The 12391-nt window shown below is 68.4% G+C and carries 13 protein-coding genes and 3 pseudogenes; 8 read left to right on the forward strand and 8 right to left on the reverse strand.

The features are described from left to right. Window positions 1-60: 60 nt before the first annotated feature. From BIV24_RS17685 to BIV24_RS32040, 4 genes are all read left to right on the forward strand, one after another. Complete coding sequence (locus BIV24_RS17685; protein ID WP_071367303.1) at window positions 61-1701, forward strand: IS200/IS605 family element transposase accessory protein TnpB; 1641 nt, start codon at window positions 61-63, stop codon at window positions 1699-1701. A gap of 181 nt (window positions 1702-1882) precedes the next feature. Further along, window positions 1883-2584, forward strand: coding sequence for a hypothetical protein (locus BIV24_RS17690; protein ID WP_071367304.1), 702 nt, complete (start codon window positions 1883-1885; stop codon window positions 2582-2584). Between the two features lie 299 nt (window positions 2585-2883). After that, entirely contained in the window at window positions 2884-4104 is a 1221-nt protein-coding gene (locus tag BIV24_RS17695) for a PP2C family protein-serine/threonine phosphatase (protein ID WP_177198755.1), read from the forward strand. A gap of 283 nt (window positions 4105-4387) precedes the next feature. Next, window positions 4388-4888: a DUF6193 family natural product biosynthesis protein gene (locus BIV24_RS32040; RefSeq protein WP_245766850.1), complete on the forward strand. Its 501-nt coding sequence runs from the start codon at window positions 4388-4390 to the stop codon at window positions 4886-4888. Between the two features lie 62 nt (window positions 4889-4950). Here the strand turns inward: BIV24_RS32040 and BIV24_RS17700 are convergent, their stop codons facing one another. Both BIV24_RS17700 and BIV24_RS17705 read right to left on the reverse strand, forming a co-directional pair. Continuing rightward, on the reverse strand, window positions 4951-5733 hold the full coding sequence (locus tag BIV24_RS17700; protein WP_071367305.1) for a hypothetical protein: 783 nt from the start codon (window positions 5731-5733) through the stop codon (window positions 4951-4953). Then, window positions 5730-6347 (reverse strand): ABC transporter ATP-binding protein, encoded by a 618-nt coding sequence (locus BIV24_RS17705; RefSeq protein WP_071367306.1) that lies wholly within the window; start codon window positions 6345-6347, stop codon window positions 5730-5732. Before BIV24_RS17705 ends, BIV24_RS17700 begins: the two co-directional genes overlap by 4 nt. Window positions 6348-6826: 479 nt before the next feature. Between BIV24_RS17705 and BIV24_RS17710 the strand changes: the two genes are divergently transcribed. Then, complete coding sequence (locus BIV24_RS17710) at window positions 6827-7099, forward strand: ribbon-helix-helix protein, CopG family (protein ID WP_143064621.1); 273 nt, start codon at window positions 6827-6829, stop codon at window positions 7097-7099. Next, complete coding sequence (locus BIV24_RS17715; RefSeq protein WP_071367308.1) at window positions 7096-7491, forward strand: hypothetical protein; 396 nt, start codon at window positions 7096-7098, stop codon at window positions 7489-7491. The genes BIV24_RS17710 and BIV24_RS17715 overlap by 4 nt, the downstream gene beginning before the upstream one ends. A gap of 319 nt (window positions 7492-7810) precedes the next feature. Here the strand turns inward: BIV24_RS17715 and BIV24_RS32045 are convergent. Next, window positions 7811-8071: pseudogene (locus BIV24_RS32045) on the reverse strand (IS5/IS1182 family transposase); the annotation flags it as partial. 172 nt (window positions 8072-8243) lie between these two features. Here BIV24_RS32045 and BIV24_RS17725 point away from each other — a divergent pair. Next, window positions 8244-8612 (forward strand): VOC family protein, encoded by a 369-nt coding sequence (locus BIV24_RS17725; RefSeq protein ID WP_071367310.1) that lies wholly within the window; start codon window positions 8244-8246, stop codon window positions 8610-8612. 47 nt (window positions 8613-8659) lie between these two features. On the opposite strand, the pseudogene BIV24_RS35470 reads toward BIV24_RS17725, so the two are convergent. From BIV24_RS35470 to BIV24_RS17735, 3 genes and pseudogenes are all read right to left on the reverse strand, one after another. Then, window positions 8660-8833, reverse strand: a pseudogene (locus BIV24_RS35470) (transposase family protein); the annotation flags it as partial. A 12-nt stretch (window positions 8834-8845) separates the two neighbouring features. After that, window positions 8846-8983, reverse strand: a complete 138-nt coding sequence (locus BIV24_RS35475) for a hypothetical protein (RefSeq protein ID WP_245766851.1) — start codon at window positions 8981-8983, stop codon at window positions 8846-8848. Beyond that, window positions 8980-9471, reverse strand: coding sequence for a GNAT family N-acetyltransferase (locus BIV24_RS17735; protein ID WP_071367311.1), 492 nt, complete (start codon window positions 9469-9471; stop codon window positions 8980-8982). Before BIV24_RS17735 ends, BIV24_RS35475 begins: the two co-directional genes overlap by 4 nt. A 98-nt stretch (window positions 9472-9569) precedes the next feature. Here BIV24_RS17735 and BIV24_RS17740 point away from each other — a divergent pair, with 98 nt between their 5' ends. After that, a complete protein-coding gene (locus BIV24_RS17740) occupies window positions 9570-10490 on the forward strand; it encodes a LysR substrate-binding domain-containing protein (protein ID WP_071367312.1) in 921 nt (306 codons plus the stop codon). A 31-nt stretch (window positions 10491-10521) separates the two neighbouring features. On the opposite strand, the pseudogene BIV24_RS36060 reads toward BIV24_RS17740, so the two are convergent. Both BIV24_RS36060 and BIV24_RS17745 read right to left on the reverse strand, forming a co-directional pair. After that, a pseudogene (locus BIV24_RS36060) lies at window positions 10522-10725 on the reverse strand (transposase); the annotation flags it as partial. 99 nt (window positions 10726-10824) lie between these two features. Further along, a complete protein-coding gene (locus BIV24_RS17745; protein ID WP_071367313.1) occupies window positions 10825-12078 on the reverse strand; it encodes a cytochrome P450 family protein in 1254 nt (417 codons plus the stop codon). Window positions 12079-12391 lie beyond the last annotated feature (313 nt).

The following is a 12391-nucleotide window of genomic DNA, read 5'->3' on the forward strand; positions in this document are numbered from 1 at the left end:
GCCTGTACGGTCGCCGGTCGGCGAAGAACCGTGCCCGCAAGGCTTTGCAGGCCGCCGAGCATGGCTGACTCCACACTGCGCACGATCGAGGCGCCGTTCGTTGCGCTGGGCCCGTCCGGGGTGGCGATCCGCACCAGCATCAAGGGCATGTCCCAGCGGGACCGTGAGGTGCTGCCGCTGGTGGGCGCACACCTGGGTTCGCTGGCTTGTGCCGACCTCAAGGCCCGTTGCCGGGCGGGTACCGATCACGACAGCGACCAGTGGGCGGAGCGCAAGCGGGCCCTGACCAAGGAGTCGTCCTCCCGCTGGGCCGGGAGTATCACGAAGGCCACCCATGACCAGTGGGGCCTCTCACGCCGTGCCCAGCTCGCCCACATCCACAACCTTGAGGCCGGGGTGCGCACGATCGCGCACCGCCTGTCCCAGCCGGTCGGGGAGAAGGGCACGAAGCGGGCGCCGGGCGGCTACCGCACCAAGCAGGAGTGGTTCGAGAAGACCCGGCGCCTGCATGTGCTGGAAGAGCGGCTGGAACGCGAGCGGTCCGACCGTGAGGCCGGTGTCGTGCACGTGGTGCGGGGCGGGAAGCGACTGGCTCGAGGCCGGCACAATCTGGAAGCTGCCCAGCTCACCGAGTACGAGTGGCGCAGGCGCTGGGATGCCGAACGCTGGTTCTTCCAGGCGGACGGGGAGTCGGGGAAGCGTGTTGGGAACGAAACCATCCGCGTCAGCTCCGAGGGCGAGGTCGGCATCAAGCTCCCGGCTCCGCTGGCTCACCTGGCCAACGCCCCGCGCGGCCGGTACGTGCTCGACGGCCGGATCGGCTTTTGGCACCGCGGCGAAGAATGGGCCGACCGTGTATCGGCGAACCGTGCTGTCGCCTACCGCATCCACCTGGACGTGGACCGGGGCCGCTGGTACCTCACCGCGTCGTGGACGATCCCCCCGGTCCAGGCCGTTCCCCTGGCCGTAGCCAGGGCGAACGGGCTCATTGGTGTGGACACCAATGCCGACCACCTCGCAGCGTGGCGTCTGGATGAGCACGGCAACCCGACGGGTGAGCCCCGCCGGTTCTTCTACGACCTCGACGGGCCGGCCACCTACCGGGACGCCCAGGTGAGGCACGCCCTCACCCGCCTCCTGCACTGGGCACGGCGCGAAGGCGTCTCCATCGCGATCGAAGACCTGGACTTCGGCGCGGAGAAGACGCGGGAGAAGCACGGCCGCAGGAAGCGATTCCGCAAGCTGATCTCCGGCATACCCGTCGCCAAGCTGCGGGCACGGCTCGTGTCCATGGCCGCCGAACTCGGCATCAGCATCGTCGTCGTCGACCCCGCCTACACCTCCCGCTGGGGCGCCGAGCACTGGCAGAAGCCCCTCAGCAGCAAGAACCGCAAGATCACCCGCCACGACGCCGCCGGCGTCGCGATCGGACGACGCGCTCTCGGGCACCGCGTCCGGCGACGGACGGCACCGCCCCCACACGACCAGAGCGATCGTGTGGGGCATCGGACCGCCCAGGCCGGACACGGAGCCCGCGGGCGTGAGGAAACCCGCCCCCGCATCCCCGGACCACGGACACGATCCATGTCGCCGGACGCGGCGCGAACGCGGGTGACCAGTGCATCCACAACCGTTCGGGATACGCCAGTTGACCAGGTTTGGACCCAAGACCCACTCCTGCTCACTGATCAGGAACGGTAAATCCCCTGGTCCCTCTCCCTGCAGTCTTTCAGCCGCCGGACGCCGGGCAGCTACAGGTCCGCAGCCGACTCGCCCCCCACTGCCCGGCGACATGGCTTGTGCCGGGAGGGAACCGCGGCCTTGAGCTGGCTCGTGTCCTGGTACGTGTAGGCGGGAAACCGGGCGAGGTTCGGGGGGAATAATGCAGATCATCGAGGTAACCGGGTATGCCGTCCGATCTGCTGTGATCACCATGAGGCGGACAGGGACGCCACTTGAATTCGTGATCTTCCCGATGCTGCATGTGGCTTCGCCGACGTTCTACTCTCAGGTCCGCATCAGGCTCAGGGAATGCGACCTCATAGTCATGGAGGGAATCCGAGGGAAGTCGGTCGGAGTGAGTGCCCTCACGCTTGCTTACCGGTTCGCCCCACGGCGTCGGCGCAACGGCCTGCAGGAGCAGCGCGATGAGCTGCTGCTTCCCGAGTCCGTGCCGGTTATCAATCCGGATGTGACCGCGGTGGAGGCGATCGAGGACCTGAAGACACTGCCGCGGTGGACGTACCTCCTTCTCATGACGGCGGCTCCGGTGATGGGCCTGGTATTCGCGCTGCGCGGTCCGCGCGCTTTCCTCGACGAGGACCTGGTAGTCGACGATCTGCCGTTGACGCTGCGGGCGGAGATGATGGCCGACGATCCTGTGGCGCATGCGATGACCCGGCGGCGCGACCAGCGGTTGCTCGACGCGCTCGGCGAGATCCACGCGGAGCGCGCCGACGAGCCGATGCGGGTTGCCGTCGTCTACGGAGCCGACCACGTCCCGGCGATCGTGTCGGGGCTGATGGATCGTTACGGGTACCGGGCACGTGCAGCGGAATGGCTTACCGTCCTTGTCCCGGCGTAGATCGCCGGGGGAAACCGTTGCTGCGCAGTCCGGAGGCGATGTTGTCGCAGCCGGTCAGGCGGAGGGCGCCAATGGCCAGGCTGCGCAGGGATGCCATGGCGCGTGGGGGCGGTGCCGGTGCGTACGCGGGAGGCGTCCTCGGCGTACGTGGTGTCCCTGACGTCGCGGATCTTGTTCTCGATGTCCCAGTGGTCGCGGATGTGGCGGGCGACTGCGCCGACGCCAGCGGTGGTGAGCGCGGGACGCTCCGGCTTGACGTGAGAGAGGCCGGGATCGGTGTGAGACTGGGCGCGGAAGGGGTGATCCCCGTGTCGGACCCACTGCTGCACGCGTCCGCCGGTCCCGACGTCGCCGTTGACGAGAGTCAGCTGGAAGAACTGATCATCGACGCGCAGACGGCCCTGCCGTTCGAACTGCCCGCCCTGGCGAACCGGTGCGCTTTGGCCCTTGGCCTGGACACCGTCCTGATCTACCTCGTGGACCTGCAACAACGGCTGCTCATCCCACTCGACGAGGCCTTGGAGCCGCTGCCGGTGGCCGGCTCGTTGGCTGGCTGGGCGTACCGCACCGTCTCCCCGCGAGTGGACGACGCCGACGACGGCGTGATCGTCTGGATGCCTCTGGTCGACGGTGCGGAGCGGCTGGGGGTGCTGGCGGTGCGGGCCGTCTCGCTCGACGGGGTGCGTATGCGTCGCAGCCGGATGCTGGCCCATCTGTTCGCCATGCTGATCACCTCCAAGCGCGACTACAGCGACTGGCTCGCCGCCCGCATCCGCACCGCGACCATGCGGTTGCCCGCCGAGATGCTGCGGGCCTTTCTGCCACCCCACACTGTCGGCAGCAGCAAGTGCGTCTCGACCGCGGTCCTGGAACCGGCGTACGACATCGCCGGCGACGCCTACGACCACTCAGTGGTCAAGAACGTGCTGCACACCATGATCCTCGACTCCATGGGTCACGATCTGGCCTCCGGCCTGACGACGTCGGTCGCCATGGCGGCTGCGCGGAACACCCGCCGCGGCGGTGGCGACCTGGCCGACATCGTCGGCTCCGTCGACCAGGCGCTCGCCCAGTGGCTGCCCGACCATTTCTGCACAGGCGTGATGTGCCGGCTCGATGCGGAGACCGGGGTGCTGCAGTGGGTCAACTGCGGTCACCCTCCGCCACTGCTGATCCGTGCCGATCGGGTGCTCGACGGGGCGCTGGACAGCCGCCCGCAGCCCCCGATCGGCCTAGCCGGCCAACTCGCCCCGACAGCCCGGCAGGTCCACGAGACGACACTGAAACCGGGCGATCACGTCCTGCTCTACACCGACGGCGTCGTGGAGGCACGCGACACGGAAGGTCTGGAGTTCGGCCTCGACCGGTTCACTGACTTCATCATCCGCTCCTACGCCGCCGGCCAGCGCCCCGCCGAGGTGCTGAGGCTGCTCATCCACGCCATCCTCGACCACCAGCGCAACCAACTGCGGGACGACGCGACCATCCTGCTCTTCGATTGGCACCCGCACCACCAGTGACGCGGCATGGAGCCGAGCCTCGCTGCGCTCATTCCTCGCCCGAGCCGTGTATCAAGATCACTGCCCGCGGCTGTTGCCGGACCGGTGGCGACATGGTCCCTTCCAGGCGCTTTGGCGATAGCAGCGAGCGTGGCGGTCCTGGCGGCACTGGCTTTCTTCGCTTTCCCGTCGGTAACCGTCAGCTCGTTCGAGGGCCGCGCTTGTCCAGCCGATCGAAACCGACCTTGAGCGTATGCCAATGAAGTTTGAGCGACCTGGGTCCCGCCCACCGCGCGGAATGTTCGTGAGTTTCGGCAGCACCGGCCTGTCCAGCTGGTCGCTCGGCCTCCACCACCTCGCTGGAAACCTCACCTGCGCGAACGCTGGTGTGCAAAATGCCGCCCTGGACACAAGTGCACAGGGCGAGACCATCGTCGAAGCGGGCTGGCAGGCGGTTCGCGCGGGCGGCCGCGTGCGTGCGGAGCTGATCGAAGCGGCGTATGCGGAGCCACGCCTATGGCAGCTATTCCCCTGGACGGGCATGGCAGAGCTGCACTTCAGTCGCTGTACCGGCCACCCGTGGACGTGGGACATCCCGTACGTTCAGCCTGCTTTGGGAGGCGGCTACTGGGTCGCCGGCCCCCTTCGGGACGAGGCCGTGGGCCCAGCGGCAACAGCGGCACACGCCATCGCCATGGTGGTGGAGCGCCTCCCACCCCACTGCGGACCTGCCCTTGTCGGCGGTCCGAAGGAAAACGCCGCTCACGAAGCGGCTGCGCGTGCACAGACAGCAGCAGACAGCTGAAAGACAAACTGGCAAGGCACACCTACTCAACGGCCGGCCGATGGACGCTGTCCAAACTGAAGTCAGTAACCCGAGAGTGAGGGACGGCGCGCCGTCGAGGCCGTGTGGACGCGGGTGCGCCGCATGAATGCGGCGAGGGCGATGGCGGACAGCGCGGCGAGCCAGGCGAGGCTGTTGGCCAGCGGAGTGACGGTGAGGCGGTGAGTGAAGCCGGCCTGAAGGGCGGTCTGCAGGGAGCCGTAACTGGGCAGCAGCGTGATCAACGGGTTGTTGGCGGTGGTTGCGGCGACGGGGTTCTGGGGCGCGAGGTCGATGATGCTGGTCATGATGATGGCGACCATGCCTTCGACCTCGCCGGGCAAGAACAGCGACAGGAACAATCCCATAGCCCCATAGATCAAGGACGCGGCGAGCACGGCGAGGACGAGCAGGCCGGGCTGGAGCGGCCGCCAGTACAGCAGCATCCAGGCCACCGCATAGGCGCTGACCACAGTGGCGGTGGCGAGCAGCGCGGTGAGTTTGGCTGCCAGCAGCGCGCCGCGCGGGTAGCCGGCCGCGGCCAGACGCCGGTCGAAAGCACTGGTGCGGCGGGCGGCACTGAACATCCAGAACCCGACCAGCAACGACACGGCGTTGAGGGACCCGCTGATCATGGTGATCTTGTCACCGCCCGCGTGCAGGACCTCCCCGCTGGCGCGCAGCCGGAACGGGAAGAGGGCGGGAGTGGCGACGGTCTTGGCCACTGTGATCCACAAGGGCACGAAGACGGCCAGCAGGATCAGGGCGAGGCGGTTCTTCGCCTGAGCCAGCAGACTGTAACCGGTGGCGGTGCGGTAGGCGCTCACCCGTGTGCTCCCGTGGCCGGGGCCGGGTGGAGTCGGCCGTCGCTGAGCCGGTACAGGGCGTCCAGGCGCTGGGTGTCATAGGCGAGGTGGGAGACGATCACCACGGTGCGGCCGGCTTCCCTCAGGTGATGGGCGATGTCCCAGAAGCGCATATAAGTCTCCCAGTCGAAGCCCTGGTAGGGCTCGTCCAGCAGCAGCACCTCCGGATCGTGCATCAGCGCCACGATCAGGTTGAGTTTCTGCCGGGTGCCGCTGCTGAGCGTCTTGACCGGCTGCCGCTCATAAGCGGCAAGCCCGAGTTCCTGGAACAGGCTCTCGGCCCGATTCAGGCCGGGCAGCCGGTAGGCGATCTGGAACAGGCGCAGGTGCTGACGGGGCGTCAGCTCGTCGTCCAGCACCGGGTGCTGGGGGCAGTAGCCGAGCGTGCCGTCGACGTGGACGGTGCCGGCGTCCGCGTCCAGGTCGCCGCTGAGGATGCGCAGCAACGTGGTCTTGCCCGCGCCGTTCTCTCCGACGACGCCCACCAACTGCCCGTGGCCGGCGTGCAGGCTCGCATCGCGCAGGACGGCCCGCGAGCCGTAGCTCTTGGCCACATGCTCCACCGTCAGGACCATGGCCTGTGACTCCCTCACCGACCTGACGGGACACGGAACCAAGCGTGTCCGGGTCCGCGCCAGGCGCGGCAACGAAGACTACCCCTGGGAGTACGACGAAACCGACTCCACCACTCCCGGCGCGCAGGCCACGACGGTCATCACTGTCGAATGGCTCGAGTACGAGGACGTCGCCGTCCAGTCCCAGTGCTCCGCCTGCGACCGGCCCAGCCGGTCCACCCGCCTCACTACCGGGCCGGGCCGCTGCGGATGGGTAGGTGTACTGCCAGCCTGGTCGGCAGCGAGCCGGGTACTCACCGGAACCGGTGTTCTCGGGCTCTCCGCTGGGACTACACCGGAGCGTCGTCGTGGAGGCCAGAAGACCCTTGCGGAAGTCGATCGGAAGAACCGTCTGGCCGTCGAGGACTCGCCGTACCTGGTCTTGGGGGCGATCGACGGAAATACCCCCGATGGGGTGCATACAGTCGTAGGCTATCCGTATGACAGCCAAGGAGCGGGTGACGATCTCCCTCGACGCAGACAGGGCCGCCGCGCTGCAGCAGGCGGCCAGGGACGGGCGGATCGAATCGGTGTCGGCGTATATCGGCGCGGCGGTCGAGGAACGGATGGGCCGGGAGGAGCGAGCCCAGCGCATCATCGACGGCTGGGCCCAGACCGCCGAGCAGGATGACCCTCAGGCATGGCAGGAGGCCCTGGACTGGGCCCGCCAGACTGATCAGCGGGGCCAGGACGTGGCCGGCGCGGCCGCGTGATCGGCGGATACATCCTCGACGTCGGCGCGATCCGGCAGCTCGCCCTCGGGCGGCCGTTCATGGTTGCCCGAGTGGTCGTCTCGGTCGAGCACATTCAGGTTCTCCTCGTCCCCACCACCGCGCTCGCCGCTGGGCTGGTCGGCGGCGACATCTCGCCCCGCCGGCGCGAGCAGGTCGACGACGCGCTCGCCGCACCGGTCTTCGAGTTCCACAACCTGGACCAACCCACCGCGCTGGCGGTCTCGGAACTGGCGACTATGGCCGGTGTCGAACTCGCCGCCGCACACGCAGCCCACCTCGCCCTGCGTCGCCCCGGCTGGCCCGTGATCAGCGACCGTCCGGCCGAACTACACAAGGTGCATCCAGGGATCGAGACCGTCGAACTCCCCTGAACGAGCAGACGCGCGGGTCGGGCCAGTGCGGAGAACCGGCCCGGCCCGCTGCCTGTCCGGTAGCCGTGGCACCGGAGCGAACGCAGACTCGTCCAGGGGCGCCCGCCGCGTTATCGGCGGGCCAGGCCAAGGATGACCGTTACGAGCAAAGTGACGCGCCGCGCACCCGGTGGATCTCCTCCCACGACCGGCCGCGACGGCCCGGTGCTCGTTTCGGCTAACCCCAAGCAACTGATCACTGTGCCTCATCCACGCACAACGGCGAAGCGGACAAAGAGTTACATTCACCCTCTTAGGAGTCGCGCGGACAGGCGTGCGGTCACGGGCGTCGGTTCGAGCGTTCGTCCCAGCGGTGGATGGTCCAGGTCCATCGGATCAGGTTGTGCACGGTGCTGATCGTATGGGCGAGGTCGAAGAAGGCGTCGATGACGGTAGTGCGCCGCTCGTAGCAGCGGGCGAGCCGGTAGAAGGCGTTTTGCCAGGCGTGGGTGCGTTCGACGTGCCAGCGCCGACTGGCCTGGATCGGCGCCTTCTCGCCTTTGTGCGTGATACGGCCGTGCAGGCCGCGTTCATTGAAGCTCCGCCATCTTGAAATGGCTGGTCGCGGGGTGGCGTGTCCTCGTTTCGGGGTGCTCGTGCTGGTCGTGGGCGGCAGTCTGTGTTGTAGGTCGTCCGGCGGGGTGGTTTTGCCGATGAGTTCACCGTCCTCGAACGGTCTATCCAGCGACACGACCGTTCTCGACAGGGGTGCCATGTCCACCATCCAGCCAGTGATCGTGACTGCCGACCAGGACGTTCTGCTCGGCTTCTATACGAAATTGTTCGGCGCTGAGGAGATCTTCCGGGTGCCGGCGGAAGGCCCGGCCTTCTACCTCGGCTTGCGCATCGGCGACACCGACCTCGGGCTGGTGGCCAAGGCGAACCCGGGGACTGGGGCGGGGCCGCGGATCCTGCTCAGCATCGGTGTCGACGACGTCGACGAGACGCTCGGCCGGGTGGCGGCGCTGGGCGGCTCGGTCCGCGGCGGCCCCAACGACATGCCGTGGGGACAGCGCGTCGCCCACATCCAGGACCCCGACGGCAACCCGGTGAACCTCACTCAGCCGATCCCGGCCCGGTGACGCTGTTCCGGGGGCATGTGCTGATCGTGGGCTACCTGCGGTAGAGATCAATTGCCGGTAGTGGCCTCGATGTTCGTCAGGACGAGCAGCGCGCGAAACAGGTGGGTGGCGCGGGCGGGGTCAGTACGGAGCTTGGTGAGGATCCTCCAGTTCTTCAGGTGGGCGAAGCCGTGCTCAACGGGGGCGCGTCCGGCGGCGAGGACCCGGTCGGCCTCCGTCTCTGCGGGGGTGAGCTAGCGGGCGCGGGTCGCTTTGAAGCCAGTGACGACCACGGGGTCGTCCGGTTCGTCGTCCAGGCCGAGAGAGCCGAGGTCGGCCAGGGCGCCGAGGCCGGCGGTGCGCAGGTGGGCGAGGACGGGCGGGGGCGTCACTTCAGTTCCATGAGGATGTCGGCGCGAGCGTAATAGTCGGCCACCGGGAGACGGTTGCGGGTGATCCTGACGAACCCGGCTTCCTCGTACAGGTGGATGGCGGGAGCCAGCTTGCTGTTCGTGCCGAGGAACAGTCGGGCGGCACCAAGTGCCTGGGTACGTCCGATCGCTGCGGCTATGAGTTGGCGGCCGATGCCGCGTCCTTGCGCGGTGGGGGCCACGGCCATCTTCGCCAGCTCGAACACGGCGTCCGGATATGCCAAAAGTGCGACGCACCCGACGACGGCGCGGCTGCCCCGCTCGCGCGCCAGGAGCACGTCACCGCCCGGGCCCACGATGCGGCCGAACGGATCTCCGAGAACCGCCCGGTCCTCTTCCTGCAGGGTGAACAGCCGGGAGATCCACTCCTCGTTCAACACGCGGAACGCGTCGGCATCCCTTTGTGAGGCGATCGAGGAGACGACGGGCGGAGCACAGGCGTACGGCATGAGGCGGATTTCCCTTCAGGTGTAGCTTCCCGTTAGCCTCCGGCCCCCTCACCCATATGTCCAATACATGCAGTAGCCTCCATCAATAAGCTTGAACTATGGATCAGCGCATCGAGCTCCGCCACTTGCGGTACTTTCTGGCTGTGGCTGAGGAACTCCACTTCGGCCGTGCCGCCCTGCGGCTGAACATCGCTCAGCCCGCCCTGTCCCAGCAGATCAGGCAGCTCGAGAAGATCGTCGGTGTTGAGCTGTTCCGGCGGACCTCTCGAAGCGTTCGCCTCACAGACGCGGGAGCGACGTTCCAGCCACGGGCGAGGGACCTTCTGGGCCGTCTGGCGGCCGATCTCGACGAGGCCGGCCGCGTCGGGCGCGGCGAGGCCGGTCGCCTGGATGTCGCCTTCATCACCTCCGCCACCGCGATCGTCAGCGAACGGCTCCGTGAATTCTCCCGCTGCCGCCCAGACGTCCAGGTCAAACTGCACGACGGCTTCACCGTCGATGTCCTGGCGGCCCTGGAGCGGGGCACGGCCGACGTCGGGATCGTGCGGGATGCTGAGGAGCGAGACGACATCGACCTTTCGCTGCTGACAACGGAACGGTTTGTCGCCGTCGTCCCCACAGACCATCCCGCCGCAAGGGCTGATCATGTGGAAGCAACGGCGCTGGCCGCTGATCCGCTCATCCTGTTCCCGCGTTCAGCAGGTGCCCAGGCGTTCGACGTGAACACACAGCTGTTGCGGCACGCCGGCATCGACGTCCAGGTCGCGCAAGAGTTCTCGAACTGGCACACCATCATCATGTTCGTCGCCGCCGGCCTCGGCGTCACCATGGCCCCCTACAGCGTCACGACACTGCTTCCCGCAGGCGCCCAACGTCTTGAACTCGACGGACCTCCCACAATGAGCCAGATTTTCATGGCCACCCGCCGAGGCGACGACCGTCCCCTCGTACAAGCCTTCATCGCAGCCTCTGAGTCCGTGACAGGTCGTGGTCACGATCAGACGTCGAGACCACGTTGACCTGCCGAGCGAGCGCCTCCAAGTGCAAGGGTGCGGTCGGTCCCGACGGGCCGGGGACCGGCGGCAACTGCCGCCAGGTGCAGCCTGTCGTGGCGACGAAGATGATCGCTGCGAGGACTTCACGGTCACCGTGCCGACGTCGTCCCCCGCCCTGTGGGCGTGTGGGGGCGGGGGGCACCACCCGCTGGAAGAGGTCGTACAACTCGTCTGGCACCAAGCGTTCCACGATCAGCACAAGCCCACTACCGACCACCCCAAATGAGACGAGTCCTAGCACTGACACTGAACGGTCCCCGCCCGCCGCGGGCCGGCAGGGGGCAGCGGGAAACGCGACTCAGCGCCGGACCGGGCGGACCGGGAGCGCTTCGACGCTGTTGCCGATGAAGCTGCGCTGGCGGGGCAGTTCGGCCTCGGAGACGGCGAGGTCGAGGTCCGGGAAGCGGGTGAAGAGCCGTTCCAGGGCGATCGTGGCCTCTAGGCGGGCGAGCGGGGCGCCCACGCAGTAGTGCACGCCCTGGCCGAAGGAGAGGTGGCGGGCCGCGCCGGGCCGTGTGACGTCGAAGCGGTCGGCGTCCGGGCCGTGGAAGGCCTCGTCGCGCCCGGCGGCGGTGTAACCGGCGAGGACCGGGGTGCCCTGCGGGATCACGGTGTCGCCGAGGGCCAGGTCGCGGGTGGGGTAGCGGAAGGGGAACCAGCTGACCGGGCCGTCCCAGCGCAACGTCTCGTCCACCACGTCCGACCAGGTGGCCTTGCCTTCCAAGACCAGCGCCAGCTGGTCACGGTGGGCGCACAGTGCCCGTACGGCATTGGTGATCAGGTTGAGGGTGGTCTCGTGGCCGGCGACCAGCATCAGGCGCATCGTGCCGATGAGTTCGGCCTCGCTGAGCCGGTCGCCGCCGTCGTCGCGGACGGCTATCAGGGCGCTGGTCAGGTCGTCGCCGGGGGCGGTCCGGCGGGCAGCCGCGATCGTGCCGAGCAGCTCGACGAGCTCGCGTACGGCGGCCGTCACCTCCGCCGGGGTGGTGTCGGTGGCGATGACCACCGTGTAGGTGAGGTCGTGCAGCCGGCCGCGGTGCTCGGGGTCCACGCCGAGCAGCTCGCAGATGACGCTCATCGGGAGCGGGAGCGCGAAGTGGGTGCGCAGGTCCGCGATGCCGTCCGGGTCCTCGGCGGCGGCCTGGCCTAGGCCGTCGAGGAGGCCGGCGGTCAGCTCCTCGATGCGCGGCCGCAGCCGTTCCACCTGGCGGGCGTTGAAGGCGTTGCCGACGAGGGAGCGCAGCCGGCGGTGGTCGGCGCCGTCGGCGGTATGCATGCCCTGGGCGTTGGCGAAGACCCGCAGCGGCCAGTCCTCGGGGATCGTGCCGTCGTTCAGGGCCGGGCAGTGGCGGGCGTCCTTGGCCACGTCGGGGTGGGAGAGGAACTCCTTGAGCGCGTCGTGCCCCAGGACGACCGCTGCGGGCACCCCGCCGGGCAGGACGATGTCCGCAACGGGCCCCCGGGCCCGCAGGTCGGTGTTCACGGCGTGCGGGCAGCCGCCGACGGGGTCGACGACGTGGGCGGGCGCGGGAGCGGGGGTGTGGGAGGACAAGCCGGGACTCCTGACCGTATGAACGAATATCGGCCAACAGTGCAGTGTCGAAGGCCTGTTGTACAAGTCCGTCCCGCCGAGGTCTCGGCCGCTTACGAAGAAATCGGTGACGTACACCGTCAGCTACTGTCGAGCCTGTTCTGACCCCTGCCGCCGGCCCGCCTCTTCCTCGATTCCGAGCCACACTCGTTCGGCCCAACCAGGCGCAGCACGGCAGGGAAACGGGAGACCTGACGCCCCGAAAGCTACCTGGTGATTCCCACTGCCCCTGGCGACCGGCTCGTCTTCCCGCTGCCAGAGCGCCATCTCGAGG

This window comes from Streptomyces colonosanans, from assembly GCF_001866645.1.
Taxonomy (GTDB): Bacteria; Actinomycetota; Actinomycetes; order Streptomycetales; family Streptomycetaceae; genus Streptomyces; species Streptomyces colonosanans.

What these genes read in the sequence shown, in the direction of transcription:
- BIV24_RS17685 (WP_071367303.1), top strand. Translation starts at nt 61, where the DNA reads ATGGCTGACTCCACACTGCGCACGATCGAGGCGCCGTTCGTTGCGCTG.
- BIV24_RS17690 (WP_071367304.1), top strand. Translation starts at nt 1,883, where the DNA reads ATGCAGATCATCGAGGTAACCGGGTATGCCGTCCGATCTGCTGTGATC.
- BIV24_RS17705 (WP_071367306.1), bottom strand. Translation starts at nt 6,347, where the DNA reads ATGGTCCTGACGGTGGAGCATGTGGCCAAGAGCTACGGCTCGCGGGCC.
- BIV24_RS17710 (WP_143064621.1), top strand. Translation starts at nt 6,827, where the DNA reads ATGACAGCCAAGGAGCGGGTGACGATCTCCCTCGACGCAGACAGGGCC.
- BIV24_RS17725 (WP_071367310.1), top strand. Translation starts at nt 8,244, where the DNA reads ATGTCCACCATCCAGCCAGTGATCGTGACTGCCGACCAGGACGTTCTG.
- BIV24_RS17735 (WP_071367311.1), bottom strand. Translation starts at nt 9,471, where the DNA reads ATGCCGTACGCCTGTGCTCCGCCCGTCGTCTCCTCGATCGCCTCACAA.
- BIV24_RS17740 (WP_071367312.1), top strand. Translation starts at nt 9,570, where the DNA reads ATGGATCAGCGCATCGAGCTCCGCCACTTGCGGTACTTTCTGGCTGTG.